This is a genomic window from Bacillus massiliglaciei (assembly GCF_900098925.1).
GTDB classification, from domain to species: domain Bacteria; phylum Bacillota; class Bacilli; order Bacillales; family DSM-1321; genus Peribacillus; species Peribacillus massiliglaciei.
Genome location: NZ_LT622359.1, coordinates 358,935 through 378,554, shown reverse-complemented (window position 1 = coordinate 378,554; position 19,620 = coordinate 358,935). Strand labels below are relative to the sequence as shown.

The window sequence follows — 19,620 nt, the reverse complement described above, 5'->3', positions numbered from 1 at the left end:
TGAAATCTAAACGTCTCAATCCATTAAACATTCGCAAAAGACTGACATTTAACGGTCAGTCTTTTTTAAGAACAGCTCTTATTGATTCGATTGTCTATATACACAGCTCTTTCGCCCCCAATTAATTTAGGACGTGACTTGGCCATCGTAACATGCGCATGGCCAATTTCCCGGATAGAAGTTCTCACCGGCACAGCCACATGCTTCAAATGCATGCCGATAAAAGTATCACCTATGTCAATGCCAGCCTCTGCCTTAATATGCTCAACAACAACAGCATCTTTCATATTCTGAAAAGCATAGGCTGCCATTGAGCCGCCAGCCTTTTTAACGGGCACTACAGAAACTTCCTCATACCCTCTTCGAAGCGCCGTCACCCGGGAAAGCACAAGCGCCCGATTTAAATGCTCACAGCACTGATAAGCAAGTTCTGCACCGGTTTCGGCTTGAAAAGAAGACATCTCTTCAAATATCATCCGGGCAATTTCCTCTGCCCCTTCAGTTCCAATCCTTTTTCCTCTTACCTCGCTCGTGCTGCAGCCTACGACGACCAGATTGCCTTCCGATAATTGTGCTATGTTTTGAAATTCAGCGAGCAGCCTTTTAAGCTGTCCCTGCCAAGTCTTCAGCATCTCTTTAAAATCGTCCCCTTGATTGTTCATCTTCAGCGCTCCCTTCTCCAGCGTAAAAAGAATCAGCTATTCTGATCTTCATATTTCTTAATTTTTCCAAGGCGGTTCTCATGACGGCCTCCTTCAAAATCTGAAGTCAGCCATGCCTGGGCAATTTCCCTGGCCAGTCCCGGCCCAATAACCCGTTCACCCATAGCCAGAACATTTGAATCATTATGCTGCCTTGTTAATTTCGCACTGTATACATCATGCACAAGCGCACACCTGATCCCTTTGACTTTGTTAGCAGCAATGCTCATTCCGATACCTGTCCCGCAGACAAGGATTCCTCGGTCAAACTCCCCTCTCGCTACTTTTTCGGCTACAGGAAGCGCATAATCCGGATAATCTACAGATGTGCTGCATTCACAGCCAAAATCTTCATAAGGAATATTCAATTCTTCCATTAGTTTTTTTATTTCTTCCCTAATTTGGATGCCGCCATGGTCAGATGCAATTGCTACTTTCATCGTCTTCCTCCTCTATTTTTCCTTACTATTATTGTGTCACAAATAGCCAAAAAGATAAAGAAATGGGTTCATCCCGTAACCATTAAAATGACTGAAGAACCATCATCACTTTAGCTGTTTACAGAAAGAGAAGATGCCTCACTCCGCTGCGTAACATAAACCTTTTCCAGCTGCTGCTAAAAAAATAAAAAAGAGAAATCAGCTAATGTGATTTCTCAGAGAAGGGGTGAGTCTTTTTGAGCAGGCTGGGACAACAATTAAAAAACATAGATTTCCGTTTCAAGGACGGCTTTCGACAACCCCGGGAGTCTCTCCCTTATGCTGTTCCGGCGGCCGCCCTTATCCGTTTCTTATGATAGATTCTTATCCTTTTTCTAAGAATTTTCTGCTTTTATTTCGTGCTCGATCGATGAACAGCAATCTCTTATAACTTGAAACGGCTGATGGTTTGCTTAAGCTGATCAGCCTGAGCTTTAAGCTCCCGTGCCGCTTGATCTACACTGCCCATAACAGAAGCCTGATCATGGGTAGTAGCTGTCACTTCCTCTGCACCTGCGGATGTTTCTTCCGCAATGGCCGCAACTTCCTGTGATTGCTGGGAAGTCTCTTCTATACTCGCCATCTGCCTGTCTACAAGTTCAGTTATATCCGTTACAGCCCGGGCTACAACATTCACCGTTTTCGACATCTCTTCAAGGGCAGCATCTGTTTCAGATCCTTTTTGCACTTCCTGATTGACCGCCTCTACCTGCTCTGTAATCTGCTTCACCACCGCTTTTACTTCGGACTGGATATTCTGAATCAATCCGGAAATATCCTGAACAGCTCTCGCGCTTTCATCAGCGAGCAGGCGCACCTCTTCTGCCACTACAGCAAAGCCTTTGCCATGTTCACCCGCACGGGCTGCTTCAATAGACGCATTAAGGGCAAGCAAATTAGTCTGAGCAGCAATATCTCCGACAAGCCTGATAACCTGCTCAACTTTTGCCGCATTTTCCTCCAAACGCCTTGCCTCTGTTAAAGATTTCTTGTTTCCTTGTGCCAGCTGCTGAATCCCTGAAACTAAAGAATGAATGACATCTTTGTTCTTTCCAAGCTCAGTAACCATTTCACCCGAAAATGAAACAGAAGCATTTGCCTTCCTCTGCACTTCTTGAGCTATTTTCGTCACATCTTCCATCGCTTCAGCTGTATTCATAATAGAGACCGCTGAATGGTCTGCGCCTTTGGAAATTTCTTCGATCGTCCTGGCGATATTTTCAGCCTGCTCCGAAGCTCTGCTCGCCTCTCCGGATATATGAACAACCTTATCATTCGTTTCATGAAAATTATCATCGATTCGATGCACCATATCCCGTAAATTGAAAAGCATATGATTAAAAGCCAAGCCTAATGAACGAATTTCATCGTCTGTTTTATGTACATAGGCTTCCTGGCTAATATCGCCGTCTGCTGCACTCAAGGCAGCCGTTTCCAGTTTTTGAAGAGGCTTTATAATCAGCTGGGCGGCAAAGTAAGCCAAAATTCCGGACCAAATAATCCCGAGTGCCAGTGTCGCGATGCTAAATAAGAGGGTGTTTACACCCTCAAAAAATAAAGGATGAACAACAAAAATAAAAAGTGCCGTTGTAGAATATGTTATGAAGGCTAAAACGGAAATGAAAAGCACTAACTTTTTTCTTAAGCCAAACTTATATCGTTTTCTCTCTGTCATCCTCAATTCCCCCTGTAGCGTAACTACTCAGCTAATTTTCGGACCAACTCCCCGATCAGGCCTTGCAGTTCATGATAGGTTTCTCTATATAATTCAAGCGGGCCGCCAAATGGATCTAAAATGTCTCTGTTTTTCTTATCGTCATAGATAAACTCCTTTAAAGTAAACGTTTTATCAATGGCAAAAGGGAAGGCCTGGCCAATTGCCATCTTATGACTCTCTGTCATCGTAAAAATGTAAGTAGCCCATCGCACCTCATGCTCTGTCAAAGGTCTGGATGAATGGGAATGCAGGATATTATGTTCATCAAGCACCCCTTTCGCATGTTCAGATAGATCTAGGTTTGGCGCTGCATAAATCCCGGCAGACCTCACATCGATACCAGGGATTTGCTTGCTCTTCAATATAGCTTCTGCCAACGGGCTCCTGCATGTGTTCCCTGTGCAGACAAATAAAATGTTCATCTTTTTCACACTCCTCTTTACCTTCATTCCTTTTCTAATTATATAGTACACGGCATGAATATTTTCAGCAGTCATACAGGAAATAAATAAAGAGGGATTTTCTATCCATTTTTTCTGTACTTTTAAAATACCATATCCATGTACTCATTTTCTTGTATAAGAAAGATAAAATATTACATTCTTGTGAATAATTATACCTATAACAAAATACCCTGGTTAGTCTCCAGGGCAGAATGCATCTTTATACTCACTTAAAATGAGAGCAGCAGCTTTAGGCCAAAGGCAAGTAGAATGCCCCCTCCGAGCATTTCACTGTAGATTCCGAGGACTCCCTGCATTTTTCTCCCTAATACTAAGCCGCCCCATGTTAAAACAGCCGCGGTTACACCGAAACAAACAATGGTCATTACCGTTTTTGCTCCAAAAATGCCCAAAGTCAGCCCCACTGAAAAACTATCGAGGCTTACACTCAGCGCAAAAATTACCAATCCCTTGCCTATAGGCGCCAGGATGGCCTCTTCACTGCCTTTTAATCCCGATATAAACATCTGGACACCTAAAATAATCAGCAAAATCCCTCCGGCATATCCCGCTACCGTTCCGAATTGATCTGATAAAAACCTTCCTGTTGCCATCCCTAAAAGAGGCATAAACATATGGAATGCCCCGACTGTAAGTCCAATGATGAAAATTTGCTTGATCCGCAGCTTGAACATTCCCATGCCGAGGCCAATCGAAAAGGCGTCCATTCCTAAGGCAAATGCCATAAGTATTAATGTAATTAATGCTCCTATGACTGATTCCAAATCTAACACCCTCCCCGGACTAGCCTTATACATGGTATGCATGTCCGAAGAATGTTAGAAGATTAGATTGATTATCCTTGGATTTTTTCTGTCATTATCTTCTGCCCGGCTGCTTTAGTCAGGCGATTCATGATAGCCGCACCTATTCCGTCTGTCGGAAACACTTCGCTGTATATAACGTTTACGCCTTCCTGATCGAACTTTCTCAGCGTCTCATATAAACCAGCAGCGACTGTGGACAAATCCGCTAATGAACCAGGTGATAAAATAGAATCTGCCTCATATCGTTCTTTATTCTCCTCAGCTGCTAATACACCCACTTTTTTTCCCTCAGCCCTCTCGGCATCTATTACACGCTGAAAAAATCCCTGCGATCCTTCCACCAATGTCAGAGGGGCTTTCGGGGCATAATGTGTATATTTCATTCCAGGAGCCTTCGGTGCTTCTGCAGGATTCTTCAAAGCAGCATCCTCAATCACCTTGCCAATCACTTCTTGAATTTGTTCTTTTGTAATTCCGCCCGGACGAAGAATGACGGGAATTTCACCTGTACAGTCGACTACAGTTGATTCAACCCCCACTCCTGTAGGTCCTCCATCCACAATTCCCGCGATTCTTCCATCTAAATCATCTTTCACATGAGCAGCTAACGTAGGACTTGGCTTTCCTGATGTATTAGCGCTGGGTGCTGCAATAGGCAATCCGCTTGCCTGAATTAAAGCTGAAGCAACCGGATGATTCGGCATTCTTACCCCCACTGATCCAAGGCCGACTGTTACTAATTCAGAAAGAACTCCAGCCTTCTCCTTTAAAATAACCGTTAAGGGTCCCGGCCAAAATTCTGCCATTAACCTGGCTGCAGCTTGAGGAATTGACTCTGTAAATTCCTCAAGCTGCTGCTTAGACGCAATATGAACAATCAGCGGGTTATCACTCGGTCTTCCTTTTGCCTCATAAATTTTTTTGACTGCTGTACTGCTTTTGGCGTTTGCACCAAGTCCGTATACCGTTTCAGTTGGAAAAGCTACCACTTCATCATTCATCAGTAAATCAGCAGGCTGCATAATTTGTGGATAACCTTCTTTTTTATCCACACTTTTATCCACTTTCCAAAATTTCGTTTCCAATATGAGCACCTACCATTCTATTTATTGCCAAGCGGAATGAACCGCGTAAATTAAGCCTTTTATATTAAAAGATACCATGAAAGTATAAAATACGTTCAGCTATAACACAAGGGTGCTGCACATATTGTGGGTAATCAGTGGATAACTTTTGCAATAAATGAACTCATTTGTTAGTTATATGTGGATAAAATTGTGGACAAGTGGATAAATTAACGCCATTTTTTGAAAAATGGCGTAATTCTTACCTTTTTAAAATAGATTTGTGAATAACTCTCCAAAAAAAGATTTAACTTCAATCTCCTGCGGTTCTTCTCCGTTATACACAGTTGTCCTATTTTTAGCCGGCTTATCCACATCCCCTGCACTTTGCTCCGGTTCTGATTTTTCTTGCACCGGCTGCTGCAGATCTGATCTTTCTTCTTTTTCTTGTTTTTCCTGCTTCTCTTCACCAGTTTGTTTTGGTTCATCTGCTTTGACGGCAGCCTGCTCTTCCGTTTCTTCTTGAGTCACTGGAACATTTTCTGCTCTCTCTTGCACAGGAACTGACGTTTTTTCTTTTGAAACAGTCTCCTCTGCACTTCCCTGATCTTCCACAGGACTTTGGCTTACAGCCGTACCATTCGAAAAATCCAAGAAACATAATGGAGGGAACAAGACACACCACCAATTTGCTCCTTCTCCTGCGCCTAATGTAATGATAACTGCTTCATAATCTCCAGCAGGATATAAGTATTGTCCATAAAGCTTTGTCGGAAAGTCTGCCTGACCGAATTTCACCGAAACAGTCTGCTTCAGTCCTTCTTCCTCCATCACTTCTTTTGCAATCTGCTCCACTTCATCCAGGTTTCCCCGAATCACGTTTCTGGCCTCTTCAATCGATGTTAATTCGGCGACCCACTCTGTGATGGATTCATTTACCCGATCACGAATCAGTCTCTTCACTGCCTGATCCTCTTCATGGTCACTATTAGCCAAAATCCTTAATCGAATCGCCTCATCCGGTATGACCATTACCTCGTCCGATGTCTTAGCAGCTTCCGTCTTCGGTATATATAAACTAGCAATTGTTCCAATCGTTAAAATTAATAGATAGATAATAGCTGAATATTTTCGTTTTAACATGACCCTCTCCCCCTTACACCAGACAGTCTGGCCATGTCTGCCTTATCTTAAACTATCATTTTTAAAAAAATCATCTTCACGATGGAACAACAGAGAGTTTCCGCTCATATCAGCCTGTTTGAAGAACGAAAAAAGAGACCAAGACAAATCCTTCACGATGTTTCACTCATTAGGGACGAAAAAATCCGCCTAAACAGGCGGATTAACGAAGCAAGGCGAAAACCATACGGTCTTTCCCATTAATATCATATTCGACGTCTACCTCTGCAGCCGGAAACGTTTCTTTCAGCATCGCGGCAATTGTTTCACCCTGTCCATAACCGAATTCGAATCCTATCAGTCCCGGCGCTTTCATAACAAGCGGAAGCTGTTCCATAAAACGGCGGTAAAAGGCCAATCCATCTTTGCCGGCAAAAAGTGCCCGATGCGGTTCATGGCCAGTCACCACTTCCGACATCCACTCTTTGTCGCGCTCTGGAATATAGGGAGGGTTGGATAGCAGAATATCAATCTGCTTCCGCCGGTCCAGTAAAGGCTGCAGCAAATCCCCTTGTACGAATGTCACATCAGCTTTTAAGTTTTCCGCATTATGCCGGGCTACTTGAAGAGATGTTTCCGCTATATCTGTAGCCATTACATGAAGGTCCGGCGCTTCAAGCTTCATCGTGATGGCGATAGCGCCGCTTCCCGTACCTACATCCACCAACTCAAGATTCTTCACTTCCCCAAACACGCCTTTTATCTTATTCAGAGTATGATAGATCAATTCCTCGGTTTCCGGACGGGGAATAAGCACCTCTTCATTTACCAGAAACGTCCTTCCGTAAAACTCTTCTTTCCCAGTAATATACTGTACCGGCCGTCCTTCTCCATGCATACAGACTGCCTCTTCAAATTCACTCAGACGGCCGGCAGGCACTGCATCCTGAAGGCTGGCTAATAATTGGGAACGGGTCAGTCCCAGGATAGACTGCAGAAGAATTTCACCGGCATTAGCCTCTCTTCCGCGCTCCTTTAAAAAAGAAGAAGCCCAATTCAGGGCTTCATATATTTTTTTCTCACTCATCCGCATGCTCCAATCGTGAAGATTGGTCTTCTAGGATCAGTGCATCAATCACTTCATCCAGTTTGCCTTCCATAATCTGATCAAGCTTCTGAATGGTAAGTCCGATCCGATGATCTGTTACACGGTTTTGCGGAAAATTATACGTGCGAATTCGCTCAGAACGGTCGCCAGTACCTACAGCCAGCTTCCTGTTTTGATCATATTCCGCCTGAACTTCCCGGTTAATCTTATCATATACCCGGGCGCGCAATACTTTCATCGCCTTTTCCTTATTCTTGATCTGCGATTTTTCATCCTGACAGGAAACGACTGTATTGGTCGGAAGGTGAGTCAGCCGGACAGCTGACATAGTCGTATTGACACTTTGTCCGCCAGGTCCGCTGGAAGCAAACGTATCGACTCGGATATCCTTGTCATGGATTTCGATTTCCACCTCTTCTGCTTCAGGCAGAACTGCCACCGTAGCAGTCGAAGTATGAATACGGCCGCCCGATTCGGTTTCAGGAACCCGCTGAACACGGTGGGCGCCATTTTCAAATTTCAATTTGGAATAAGCGCCATTTCCATTGATTATGAAGATAATTTCTTTATATCCGCCAAGACCTGTCGGGCTCGCTTCAATAACTTCCGTTTTCCATCCTTGCACCTCTGCAAATCGGCTGTACATCCTGTAAAGGCTTCCGGCAAATAGCGCTGCCTCATCTCCGCCTGCAGCCCCTCTGATTTCCATGATCACGTTCTTATCATCATTTGGGTCTTTAGGAATCAGAAGAATTCTCAGTTTTTCCTCTAACGCTTCCATGGCTGCTGCCAGTTCATTCATCTCTTCCTTAACCATCTCACGCATATCACTGTCCAATTTCTCATCCAGCATCGCTTTAGCGTCTTGATATTGCTCTTTCGTTTCTTTATATTCCTTATAGGCCATGACCGTTTCCTGGATCCCTGATTGTTCCTTGGAATATTCCCTTAACTTTTTTGAATCATTAATTACTTCCGGATCGCTTAATAGTTCATTCAATCTTTCATATCTATCTTCTACTGCCTGCAGTCGATCAAACACGTTATTCACCTCATAATTTATTCCCCTTCAAAACAGGGGGAAATCCAGCTTTTCACAATTACATTTATTATAGTATAGGTCAATAAACATCGTCAAAAGGCACGGAGCTGCTGTCACCTCGGGGAACATTACTCCATTTATCCAAGCAGCCTTTTGAAAGAGGTCCGTCTTCCCTCCCTCCGTTGGATGGGAAATAAAAAACTGCCTGCCATCCGATGGCAAGCAGAGTAATCATATGGTATCTCAAACTGTGTCAAGGCAGCTGATCAGCAGTCTGCTACATTTTCTCTTTTATAAGCGCCTTTTGTCTGCCTGGCACCTCATGATGATGACGGCATCTCGGTTCATATGATTCAGATGCACCAACAAGGATAACGGGATCATCATACGAAGCAGGCTGATCATTTATCAATCTTTGTGTCCTGCTTGCTGCAGAACCGCAAACAGAACAAACAGCCTGAAGCTTAGTCACCGACTCCGAAAGAGCTAATAAATCAGGCATCGGGCCAAATGGCTCTCCGCGGAAATCTTGATCCAAACCCGCAAGGATAACCCGATAACCGCTGTCCGCAAGATGCTGGGCAACATCCACAATTTCTTCATCGAAAAATTGGACTTCATCGATCGCAATAATATTAAGATCTTCCTGAAGATATTTAAAAATCTCAGTGGAATGCGCAATCGGCTTTGCCATCACTGATGTTCCATTATGGGACACAACAGCCTCTTCCGCATAGCGATTATCAATAACCGGTTTAAAAACCGCAATGTTTTGCTTAGCAAACTTCGCCCGGCTGACCCTTTTGATTAATTCCTCTGATTTTCCAGAAAACATACTGCCGCAAATTAATTCAATCCAGCCTGATTGTTTCATCTCATACATCGAAACGATGACTCCCTTCCACCTTACGATCCTGTTTCTTCGGTTCATTCAGGATCCCGGTTATCTATTCCTTCAAAAGAGGTATCTGCAAAAGAAAAAACAGGCAAGTAAAGGTGCTTGCCTGCTTCCTGCATGTACAAAGTGTAATTCACTAACGGTGCACATATCGGCAACCCGAGAGGAATTTCCCTCTGCTGAACCTTATTTAAGGTTATATTTTTTATTGAAACGGTCAACACGTCCGCCAGCTTCAGCGAATTTTTGACGGCCAGTATAGAATGGGTGGCATTCTGAACAAGTTTCCACTCTGATATCTTCTTTTACTGAACCAGTTTCAAAAGTGTTACCACAAGAACAAGTTACTTTTGCAAGTTTGTAATTTGGATGAATTCCAGTTTTCATTCTTTTCAGCTCCTTCTGCCCTGAATCATTCGAAACAGAGTTATATACTTCAAGATAAGGCCGCAATGGACCCTCTCAATTATTGTAAAAACACATGGGTTCATTATATCAACTTCACTCAGCTTGTGCAACCTTTGTTTTGGAACAATCTTAGGAACGCTTGACTGCCGCTCCTTTTTTCATTTCCTCATCCAGTTTACTGAAAAATTCTTCATTACCCTTAGTTTGCCTTAAGCGGCGCAAAAATTTCTCTACAAAATCAGGCGTGTCAGACATTGTTTTCCGAATCGCCCATAGTTTATCTAAATGTTCTTTCGGAATCAGCAGTTCTTCTTTCCTTGTTCCGGAACGCCTGATATCGATAGCTGGGAAGATTCTTCTTTCAGCCAGCTGACGATCCAGATGCAGTTCCATATTGCCGGTTCCTTTAAATTCCTCATAAATGACATCATCCATGCGGGAACCAGTATCAACGAGGGCTGTTGCCAAAATGGTCAGGCTGCCCCCTTCTTCAATATTACGGGCTGCTCCGAAGAAACGCTTCGGCCTGTGAAATGCAGCCGGATCGATACCTCCGGAAAGAGTTCTTCCGCTCGGAGGAATGACAAGATTGTAAGCCCTCGCCAAACGGGTAATGCTGTCCATCAGAATAATGACGTCGCGCTTATGTTCCACAAGCCTCATAGCCCGTTCTAAAACAAGCTCCGCTACTTTAATATGATTTTCCGGCACTTCATCAAACGTCGAGCTGACGACATCACCTGCTACAGAACGCTCAATATCCGTCACTTCTTCCGGACGCTCATCAATAAGGAGAACGATCAGTTCAGCTTCAGGATGATTTGTTGTAATTGCATTCGCAATTTCCTTAATCAGCATGGTTTTACCGGCTTTTGGAGGGGCTACAATCAGTCCACGCTGTCCGAAACCAACCGGGGCAAGAACATCCATAATCCGTGTAGACAGGTTTTTCGGCGTTGTCTCCAGCCTGATCTGGCGGTCTGGATACAAAGGCGTCAATCCAGGGAAATGAACCCGTTCCTTTGCGCTTTCCGGGTTATCTCCATTAACCGCTTCCACATGAAGCAAGCCATAATACCGTTCATTTTCCTTTGGAGGACGGACTTTTCCAGATACCTTGTCCCCATTTCTGAGGTCGAATCTTCGGATTTGTGAAGCTGAAATATAAATATCCTCCGAGCTTGGAGAATAGTTAATCGGACGAAGGAAGCCAAACCCTTCTGATGGGATGATTTCAAGTACTCCTTCCATGAAAAGAAGCCCGTCCTGTTCTGCCTGAGCCTTTAAGATCGCAAAAATAAGTTCCTTTTTTGAAAGCTTGCTGTAATAGGAAACTTTATATTGGCGTGCGTGCTCATATAAGTCTTTCAGTTTCATGTTTTCTAAATTGGAAATCGTTAAATTCATTATGACACCACACTTTATATAATTAACATCCTCAACCGATGGACAAGCAGTCTAAGGCATGGCCATATAAAAACCACACCTGCTTTCCACACGGCGAACATGCTATACATCCGCCGAAAATAAAAGGCCGTATAGCGGAATATATTTGCTGTAAAAATTAGCCCAGGCCTCTGGCTTCACCTAAAGCTTGCCTAAACGGCAACATTTCTTTAGAAGGGTATTTAAATTGAAGAAAATGGATGGAAGACTTCGTGAAGTTAGAAGAAGAACAGATTTTATTTTTTTCTTAAAACAAGATTTATTGTACTTCCTTTATTTCAATTATTCAACTGAAAGTTTTTGAGAGGGAAAGCGGACGGAAAATCCGCCCGCTCGTTTTACAGAAGAATGGAATGCCCCTGTCTCTCTTAACCTATTATGCCATTAGGTTTGATTTTTAAACTATGCCGTCCGTCTATGAACCGTACCGTACCGGACTGGGCACGCATAACGACAGATTGGGTTTTACCATAATTCCCTTTGAACTGAACCCCTCGCAGGAGTTCTCCGTCCGTCACGCCTGTCGCAGCAAAAATTGCATCGTCACCGCGGACTAAATCTTCCATGCGAAGCACACGGTTCAGATCAATTCCCATTTTTCCGCAGCGTGCCACTTCTGTTTCATTTTGAGGCAGAAGCTTTCCTTGGATTTCTCCGCCAAGGCATTTTAAGGCAACCGCTGAAATAACGCCTTCAGGAGCCCCGCCAGAGCCGAAAAGAATATCAACACCGGTTTGGTCAAAGGCCGTATTGATGGCCCCTGCCACATCTCCGTCATTGATCAGCTTGATACGGGCTCCCGCTTCACGTAATTCATGAATAATCTTCTCATGGCGTTTACGGTTTAAAACAGTTGCCACAACATCCTGAATATCCTTATTCTTTGCTTTGGCCACTGCCTTCAAGTTGTCCAGAACAGATGCATGAATATCAATTTGTCCGACCGCCTCCGGTCCTACTGCAATCTTCTCCATATACATATCGGGGGCATGAAGAAGATTTCCCTGGTCAGCGACCGCCAATACGGCAAGCGCGTTCCAGCCTCCAGAAGCGACGATATTTGTTCCTTCAAGCGGGTCAACAGCAATATCTACAGCCGGTCCCATTCCGGTACCCAGTTTTTCTCCTATATAAAGCATCGGCGCTTCATCCATTTCCCCTTCACCGATTACCACTGTTCCTTGCATAGGAATGGTATTAAAAACATCCCTCATCGCTGTTGTTGCCGCGTCATCCGCTTCATCTTTTTTTCCTCTTCCCATCCAGCGGGCTGAAGATAAGGCTGCAGCTTCTGTTACACGGACCAGTTCCATTGATAAACTTCTTTCCATTTCGGCTCCTCCTCAGTGTCAAACGTGCTTTTTCTAATCTACGATTAATAGTATAACACATTATACTATATCTTGTAGCACAATTAGACAGCAAGGAAACGGTCAATTTTTCAATTGTTCTACCTCATCCTTGGTCATTTCTTCCCGCCAGATTGTAGCGCCTAAACCTGAAAGCTTTTCAACAAGATGACTGTAACCGCGGTCAATATGCTCAAGACCTGTCACCTCAGTAATTCCTTCAGCCATAAGGCCGGCAATTACTAATGCCGCTCCGGCCCGAAGGTCACTTGCCTTGACTTTTGCCCCTTGCAGCGTAACCGGCCCATTGATAATAGCAGCCCGGCCTTCGACTTTAATCTTGGCGTTCATTCTTCTCAGCTCATCAATATGTTTAAATCGGGCTCCGTAAATTGTATCTGTCACAACACTTGTCCCTTCAGCCTTGGTAAGCAGCGAAGTGAAAGGCTGCTGAAGATCCGTTGCGAATCCAGGGTATACCAATGTCTTTATATCTATAGCCTTATACTCTTTGCCCGGAGCAACGAAAATCTGGTCGTCGCTTGTCTCCACATGGACACCCATCTCCCTAAGCTTAGCAGTGACGGATTCCAGGTGCTGCGGAATGACATTGTCGATGACGATTCCTTCGCCTGCCGCAGCGGCCAGAATCATAAAAGTCCCCGCTTCAATTCTGTCCGGAATGATAGTGTGCCGGCAGCCATTCAGATTCTCTACGCCTTCAATTCGAATGATATCTGTACCGGCTCCTTTGATTTTAGCTCCCATGTTGTTTAATAATGTCGCCACATCAATGATTTCCGGCTCTTTGGCAGCGTTTTCGATAATAGTCCTGCCTTTAGCAAGAACAGCAGCCAGCATGATATTTATGGTAGCCCCCACGCTGACGACATCTAAGTAAATCCGAGCCCCGCGCAATTCATCGGCGCGAAGGTAGATGGCCCCCTGTTCATTGGTCACATGGGCTCCTAAAGCCTCAAATCCTTTAATGTGCTGATCAATCGGCCGCGGCCCTAAATGACAGCCGCCCGGAAGGCCAATAACAGCTTTCTTGAATTTTCCAAGCATGGCTCCCATTAAATAGTAAGAAGCGCGCAGCTTTTTGACACGTCCGCTCGGCAAAGGCATAGAAACCATCCGGCTTGGATCTACGATCATCTCTCCATCGTTAAAAGATACATCGCCGCCAATTTCCTCCATTAAAGCTTTGAGCATGCGTACATCAGAAATATCCGGCAATCCTTCGATCGTCACTGGCGAATCAGCTAATATTGTGGCAGGGATAAGAGCAACCGCACTATTCTTTGCCCCGCTTACTCGGATGTTCCCTTTTAAAGGATATCCGCCGGCAATTTTAAGTTTTTCCATAATAAACTCCCTTCTAAGCTAAGCACTCAAGAAGAATAACAGTCATTTTTTTCCATAAACAATCCACATATTTCGACAGCTTTCAATTTCTTGTTTTAGTTTACACAAAAAACTCTATTTTATGTAAAAAAATGTTAAATTTAACAGAAAAATATGAATGAAAGAAGTAGAGGAGAATTCATAAAATCGTTCCGCCTCTAAAAACAGCCAAGAGACGGAACGGAAGAAATTACACGCTAAGTTCAGAAAACAGAATGGGATTAAGCTTCCGTTCTGTTATTCCAATCATTAATAAATGCCTCGATGCCTTTATCAGTCAGAGGATGCTTGAACAGGCTCAAGATTACTTTGTAAGGAACTGTAGCAATATGCGCACCTTTTAGCGCCGCTTCTGTAATATGCATTGGATGGCGGATCGATGCAGCAATAATTTCAGTTTGGATATCATGAATGGCAAAGATATCTGCTATATCAGAAACTAATTGCAGACCATTTTGACCAATATCATCCAGACGTCCTAAAAATGGAGATACATAAGCCGCTCCTGCTCTCGCAGCCAATAAAGCCTGATTGGCATTAAAGATAAGTGTCACATTTGTTTTGACTCCTTTTGCCGAAAGGGCAGCAACGGCCTTCAGGCCATCCGGAGTCATAGGTACTTTAATGGTAATGTTAGGCGCGATGGCTGTAAGTTCTTCAGCTTCCTTCATCATGCCTTCAAAATCAAGAGAGATGACTTCTGCAGATACAGAATCCTTTACTAAGCTTGTGATCTCTCTTAAACGATCATGGAAGGATACTCCCTTTTCTTTGGCAACAAGGGATGGATTAGTTGTCACGCCTGCCAAGATACCTAATGCATGAGCCTCACGGATCTCGTCAATATTTGCTGTATCAATAAAGAATTTCATATTTGTCATCCTCCATATGTAGTATGTGTGTCTGTAAAAAGAGAAAGGACCCTTCCATTTAACAGGGCAGTCCCAGGCTGTACGCCTTAAGCACTTGCACAAAAGAAGGGTCCGCCCATTTCCAGCTATCCGTTTTGTTAATTACGCCTTGCCGTTTGAACCAAACTCACGGATTTTGCCTATAACAGTTTTTTTGATTGCCTCACGTCCAGGAGCAATATATTTCCGTGGATCATAAACATTTGCATCCGCATTCAATACATCGCGCACCGCTTGAGTAAAGACAATCTGATTTTCAGTATTTACATTGATTTTAGAAGTTCCCAAAGAAATCGCCTTTTGGATATCTTTTGTAGGAATTCCTGTTCCGCCGTGTAATACCAATGGTTTTTTTGTTAAATCACGTACTTCTTCCATCTCTTTGTATCCTAAGTTCGGTTCACCTTTATATGGACCATGAACAGATCCAAGTGCTGGTGCGAAGCAGTCCACATTTGTTTCTTTTACTAACTGCTCACATTCTTGGGGATCAGCATAAATAACGCCATCAGCAACGACATCGTCTTCCTGACCGCCTACTGTACCGACTTCTGCTTCTACAGAAACATTGCGTTCGTGTGCGTAGGCTACAACCTGTTTAGTGGTTTCAATGTTTTCTTCAATCGGATGATGAGAAGCATCAATCATGACAGAAGTAAATCCTGCATCGATTGCTTCTTTACATTTTTCAAAGCTGGAACCGTGGTCCAAATGGATTGCTACAGGAACACTGATGTTCATATCCTTCATTAGGCCCTTAACCATCATAACTGTTGTATAGAATCCACCCATGTGACGGGCAGCACCTTCAGATACACCCAAAATGACAGGAGATTTCTCTTCTTCAGAAGCAGCGAGAATCGCCTGGGTCCATTCAAGATTATTGATATTAAATTGCCCTACTGCATATTTCTCTTCTAAAGCTTTGTTTAACATATCCTTCATAGAAACTAAAGGCATTGAAGTTTCCTCCTAATAGTAAAGTTGGTCATAGAAAGCGAGTCATACTAGATATCCCCAGAAATGAGATAAACCATTCGTATAAGTATCGCAATTACTTCCCTTTTAGAATATCAATACATGGAAGAAACAGCAACAAATATAGACTGCCGTCTCTCCTAATTTTTTTGATAGGAACAGAAAGAAAAGGCTTCTTATCACCTTGTAAAACAGAAATTTATGACAGAAAAAAACACGGCCTGCCTGAAATGACAGCCGCTGCGGACGAATGGTTTTCAGCTCGACTTAATAGGAAGATGATCTCGTACCGCTTTTCTTATATCATCAATATCGAAAGGCTTTGCAAAATGGGTAAGTGCCCCAAGATCCTTTGCTTCCTGAATCATATCAAGCTCTCCATAAGCGGTCATGATGATAACACGGATATCAGGATTTACTTTTTTCATTCTTTTTAAAATCTCGATGCCGTCCATCCCCGGAATTTTCATATCCAGCAGCACCAGATCAGGAGCATGCTGATTCAGCGCCTCAAGGGCTTGTATGCCATTGGCCGCCTGGAACGTCGTATATCCTTCTTTGTTCAGTACTTCATTTAACAAGATCCGTATACCGAACTGATCGTCCACTATTAAAATTTTCCCTGTCATGAAAGCCACCTCGTCCCCTCTAGCAATTTTTTTACCCTGCCTTAAAGCTCCTTTATAAATTCGATAGCCGGCTTACATTACCTGCCAGTTCACAGAACTTTTTAAATTTTTTCTTCTATTGTTATTTTACCATAGCAAAAGCGCAGCTGGCATACAGAATCTGCCCCCTTAAGTTTGGAATTCGAGAAATTTGTTAAGTTGCTTTATAATAAATCTAAAAAAAGAAGGAGATTCGCTCCGTATGTTAAAAATATTTTCTACACAGATGAACGGGATTTTCAAAAAAATCACCGATGAAGAGGAATTCAGCCTAGAAGATGCCGGACGCCTTTTAGCCCAAGCAGGCATTGGTGAGGGAAAAATATATATTTACGGCCTCAAAGAAATGAAAGGGATTCTGCACGAGGCATTAGAAGGAAAAGAGCCATTTCCGTATGCAGAAGAATTCGCTGAAACTGCGCTGGAAATGGGAAAGGAAAATCGTTTCCTTATATTCAGCCGCCATTCGGACGATGTGGCTGCGGTAAAATTGGCAGGCCAGCTGCGGGAGGCTGATCTCCCCTTCGTTGCCGTCTCTTCCGTAAAAAAGGAAAAGGACAGCGTTGAAGACTTAGTAAGTCTTGCTGATGTTCATATCGACCTAAAAATACAAAGAGGTCTGATACCGGATGAATCCGGAGAAAGATTCGGTTATCCATACTTGATGGCTGCCCTTTATGCCTATCATGGAATCAAATTTACTTTAGAAGAAATTTTAAAGGAATATGAAGAATAAAAGGCTGCAGGGATTCAACAAGTAGAATACAAGAAGGTTCTGGGACAAAACAGAATGGGAAAGCTATGGCCTGCAGGAGTGAAAGGGCTCTTTTGGGACAGCAAGACTTCAGGCGACGGGCTGTGCTTTGAAATGGAAATCCATGCAGCAAATAAATATCAAATTGTCGACAAAAGGCATTGAGAGGCTTGAACTGCCCCTTCTCGGTGTCTTTTGTCATTTTTGGATGAATAAAGTTAAAATCCACAGCTTTCCGCTCCAGGCACTTGCTTTCCGGAAAGCGTCCATCCTACGTTCCAATCACCCTGCACAATTTACATAATTCTATTTTAAAAGAAAAAAGAGTATAGACACACTCGAAAATCTTCGAGTGTGTCTATACTCTGAATTATTAAATTTCTCCGTGAGAAATTTGATATTTTTATTTTGGTCCCAGCTTTGTTTATCTTTCGCCTTGCTGAATGGCCATTCCTACAAAATCCCTGAATAATGGCTGAGGCCGGTTTGGACGTGAGATGAATTCAGGATGGAATTGAGAAGCCAAGAACCAAGGATGATCCTTAAGTTCTACAATTTCAACCAAACGGCCATCCGGGCTTGTACCGGAGAATACGAATCCTTCAGCCTCCATTGCCTGGCGATACTCATTATTAAATTCATAGCGATGGCGGTGGCGTTCATATACGACATTTTCCTGATAAGCCGCATAAGCTTTTGTACCTTCTTCAAGCTTGCATGGATACAGACCTAAACGCAAAGTTCCGCCTAAGTCCTCAATATCTTTTTGCTCTGGAAGCAAGTCAATGATCGGATTTGTTGTTTCAGGATTGATTTCAGCTGAATGAGCATCTTTCAAACCAAGAATATTTCTCGCAAATTCAATCGAAGCCAGCTGCATCCCTAAGCAAATACCGAAGAAAGGTTTCTTTGTTGTGCGGGCGTATTCTGTTGCAACGATTTTCCCTTCAATTCCTCGGTCGCCGAATCCGCCGGGAACCAAAATGCCGTCCACATCATTCAATAGCTCATCGACATTGTCTTTTGTGACATTTTCAGAGTTAATCCACTTTACTTCCACATCAGCACTGTATGCAAAACCTGCATGTTTCAAGGCTTCCACTACAGAAAGGTAAGCATCCTGCAGTTCTACATACTTTCCAACAAGACCGATTCTTGTTTTCTTTGTTAAAGAAGTCACTTTAGAAACAAGTTCTTTCCAGTCTTCCATATCCGCTTCGGCACAATCCAGTTTTAAATGGTCACAGACAATTTGGTCCATACCTTGTTCTTGAAGTGCTAAAGGAATCGTGTATAGCGTGTCAGCATCTTGGCACTCAATAACGGACTGTGTATCAATGTCACAGAACAAAGCAATTTTATCTTTCATATCCTGAGAGATTGGCATTTCGGTACGAACGACAATAATGTTTGGCTGGATACCCAAACTGCGAAGTTCTTTAACGCTATGCTGAGTTGGCTTTGTTTTCATTTCACCAGCCGCTTTAATGTACGGCACAAGAGTACAGTGGATATACATGACATTTTCACGGCCAATATCACTCTTGATTTGACGAATTGCTTCCAAGAACGGAAGGGACTCAATATCCCCTACTGTACCGCCAATTTCTGTGATGACAACATCTGCATTCGTTTCTTTGCCGGAACGGAAAACTCGGTCTTTGATTTCGTTTGTAATATGGGGGATAACCTGTACCGTTCCTCCTAAATAATCACCGCGGCGTTCTTTACGAAGGACCGTTGAATAAATTTTCCCTGTAGTCACATTGCTGTGCTTTCCTAAGTTAATGTCAATAAACCTTTCATAGTGGCCCAAATCAAGATCTGTTTCAGCGCCGTCATCTGTTACAAAAACCTCACCATGCTGATAAGGACTCATTGTACCTGGGTCGACATTGATGTATGGATCGAATTTTTGAATCGTTACATTCAATCCTCTATTTTTTAAAAGCCTTCCCAATGAAGCGGCTGTAATACCTTTTCCTAATGAAGAAACCACTCCGCCTGTTACAAAAATATATTTTGTCATATGCATCCCCCTTAATAATTTTATTGTAAGACTGCCAAATGAAAAAAAGACTGTAACCTTGCCGACACTTGCGCCTCATTCTAGTTTTCACCTTTTTGAAGAATTCATGAAAAAATAAAAAAATGATGACTGAACCATCATTAAAAATAAAAACGCTCCGCTTACAAAAGTAAGGGAGCAATATAATTTTTCTTTATGTCCTTTTTTAAGGAGCCCAAAAATGATTCTACAAATTCCGACCTAAAAAGTCAAGCAGCATTTGCTGTTAT

The 19,620-nt window shown here is 43.1% G+C and carries 20 protein-coding genes; 2 read left to right on the top strand and 18 right to left on the bottom strand.

Annotated elements, in window-relative coordinates; all coding sequences use genetic code 11:
* Window positions 1-65: 65 nt before the first annotated feature.
* The 17 genes from BQ4305_RS13805 to BQ4305_RS13725 all read right to left on the bottom strand — a co-directional run bounded on the left by BQ4305_RS13805 (window position 66) and on the right by BQ4305_RS13725 (window position 16,529).
* Window positions 66-662 (bottom strand): TIGR01440 family protein, encoded by a 597-nt coding sequence (locus BQ4305_RS13805; RefSeq protein WP_234396964.1) that lies wholly within the window; start codon window positions 660-662, stop codon window positions 66-68.
* Window positions 663-694: 32 nt separating this feature from the next.
* On the bottom strand, window positions 695-1,141 hold the full coding sequence (gene rpiB, locus BQ4305_RS13800; RefSeq protein WP_110928319.1) for a ribose 5-phosphate isomerase B: 447 nt from the start codon (window positions 1,139-1,141) through the stop codon (window positions 695-697).
* Between the two features lie 424 nt (window positions 1,142-1,565).
* Window positions 1,566-2,861: a methyl-accepting chemotaxis protein gene (locus BQ4305_RS13795; protein ID WP_407640156.1), complete on the bottom strand. Its 1,296-nt coding sequence runs from the start codon at window positions 2,859-2,861 to the stop codon at window positions 1,566-1,568.
* Between the two features lie 17 nt (window positions 2,862-2,878).
* Window positions 2,879-3,319: a low molecular weight protein arginine phosphatase gene (locus BQ4305_RS13790; protein ID WP_110928317.1), complete on the bottom strand. Its 441-nt coding sequence runs from the start codon at window positions 3,317-3,319 to the stop codon at window positions 2,879-2,881.
* 251 nt (window positions 3,320-3,570) lie between these two features.
* Window positions 3,571-4,125, bottom strand: coding sequence for a manganese efflux pump MntP (locus BQ4305_RS13785; protein WP_234396963.1), 555 nt, complete (start codon window positions 4,123-4,125; stop codon window positions 3,571-3,573).
* A 71-nt stretch (window positions 4,126-4,196) separates the two neighbouring features.
* Window positions 4,197-5,252, bottom strand: coding sequence for an L-threonylcarbamoyladenylate synthase (locus BQ4305_RS13780; RefSeq protein WP_110928316.1), 1,056 nt, complete (start codon window positions 5,250-5,252; stop codon window positions 4,197-4,199).
* A gap of 249 nt (window positions 5,253-5,501) precedes the next feature.
* Window positions 5,502-6,374, bottom strand: coding sequence for a stage II sporulation protein R (gene spoIIR / locus BQ4305_RS13775; protein ID WP_110928315.1), 873 nt, complete (start codon window positions 6,372-6,374; stop codon window positions 5,502-5,504).
* A 202-nt stretch (window positions 6,375-6,576) separates the two neighbouring features.
* Window positions 6,577-7,440, bottom strand: coding sequence for a peptide chain release factor N(5)-glutamine methyltransferase (gene prmC, locus BQ4305_RS13770; protein ID WP_110928314.1), 864 nt, complete (start codon window positions 7,438-7,440; stop codon window positions 6,577-6,579).
* Window positions 7,433-8,503, bottom strand: coding sequence for a peptide chain release factor 1 (gene prfA, locus BQ4305_RS13765; protein WP_110928313.1), 1,071 nt, complete (start codon window positions 8,501-8,503; stop codon window positions 7,433-7,435). The genes prmC and prfA overlap by 8 nt, the downstream gene beginning before the upstream one ends.
* A gap of 277 nt (window positions 8,504-8,780) precedes the next feature.
* Window positions 8,781-9,386, bottom strand: coding sequence for a thymidine kinase (locus tag BQ4305_RS13760; RefSeq protein WP_110928312.1), 606 nt, complete (start codon window positions 9,384-9,386; stop codon window positions 8,781-8,783).
* Window positions 9,387-9,587: 201 nt separating this feature from the next.
* Window positions 9,588-9,788 (bottom strand): 50S ribosomal protein L31, encoded by a 201-nt coding sequence (rpmE, locus tag BQ4305_RS13755; RefSeq protein WP_110928812.1) that lies wholly within the window; start codon window positions 9,786-9,788, stop codon window positions 9,588-9,590.
* 150 nt (window positions 9,789-9,938) lie between these two features.
* Window positions 9,939-11,216 (bottom strand): transcription termination factor Rho, encoded by a 1,278-nt coding sequence (gene rho / locus BQ4305_RS13750; protein ID WP_110928311.1) that lies wholly within the window; start codon window positions 11,214-11,216, stop codon window positions 9,939-9,941.
* 407 nt (window positions 11,217-11,623) lie between these two features.
* The gene (gene glpX / locus BQ4305_RS13745) at window positions 11,624-12,586 is read right to left on the bottom strand and encodes a class II fructose-bisphosphatase (RefSeq protein ID WP_110928310.1); all 963 of its coding nucleotides are present in this window, start codon (window positions 12,584-12,586) and stop codon (window positions 11,624-11,626) included.
* 102 nt (window positions 12,587-12,688) lie between these two features.
* Window positions 12,689-13,972 carry a UDP-N-acetylglucosamine 1-carboxyvinyltransferase gene (locus tag BQ4305_RS13740; protein WP_110928309.1) on the bottom strand — a complete coding sequence of 428 codons (1,284 nt, stop codon included), beginning with the start codon at window positions 13,970-13,972 and terminating at the stop codon, window positions 12,689-12,691.
* Window positions 13,973-14,232: 260 nt separating this feature from the next.
* Window positions 14,233-14,883: a fructose-6-phosphate aldolase gene (gene fsa / locus BQ4305_RS13735; RefSeq protein ID WP_110928308.1), complete on the bottom strand. Its 651-nt coding sequence runs from the start codon at window positions 14,881-14,883 to the stop codon at window positions 14,233-14,235.
* Window positions 14,884-15,024: 141 nt separating this feature from the next.
* Window positions 15,025-15,882, bottom strand: a complete 858-nt coding sequence (locus tag BQ4305_RS13730) for a class II fructose-bisphosphate aldolase (protein ID WP_110928307.1) — start codon at window positions 15,880-15,882, stop codon at window positions 15,025-15,027.
* A 275-nt stretch (window positions 15,883-16,157) separates the two neighbouring features.
* The gene (locus BQ4305_RS13725) at window positions 16,158-16,529 is read right to left on the bottom strand and encodes a response regulator (RefSeq protein WP_110928306.1); all 372 of its coding nucleotides are present in this window, start codon (window positions 16,527-16,529) and stop codon (window positions 16,158-16,160) included.
* 241 nt (window positions 16,530-16,770) lie between these two features.
* Here BQ4305_RS13725 and BQ4305_RS13720 point away from each other — a divergent pair, with 241 nt between their 5' ends.
* Window positions 16,771-17,304 carry a DUF2529 domain-containing protein gene (locus BQ4305_RS13720; RefSeq protein WP_110928305.1) on the top strand — a complete coding sequence of 178 codons (534 nt, stop codon included), beginning with the start codon at window positions 16,771-16,773 and terminating at the stop codon, window positions 17,302-17,304.
* Between the two features lie 54 nt (window positions 17,305-17,358).
* Window positions 17,359-17,487: a hypothetical protein gene (locus BQ4305_RS22020; protein WP_267888111.1), complete on the top strand. Its 129-nt coding sequence runs from the start codon at window positions 17,359-17,361 to the stop codon at window positions 17,485-17,487.
* A gap of 259 nt (window positions 17,488-17,746) precedes the next feature.
* Here BQ4305_RS22020 and BQ4305_RS13715 read toward each other — a convergent pair whose 3' ends face one another.
* Complete coding sequence (locus BQ4305_RS13715; RefSeq protein ID WP_110928304.1) at window positions 17,747-19,351, bottom strand: CTP synthase; 1,605 nt, start codon at window positions 19,349-19,351, stop codon at window positions 17,747-17,749.
* Between the last annotated feature and the right edge of the window lie 269 nt (window positions 19,352-19,620).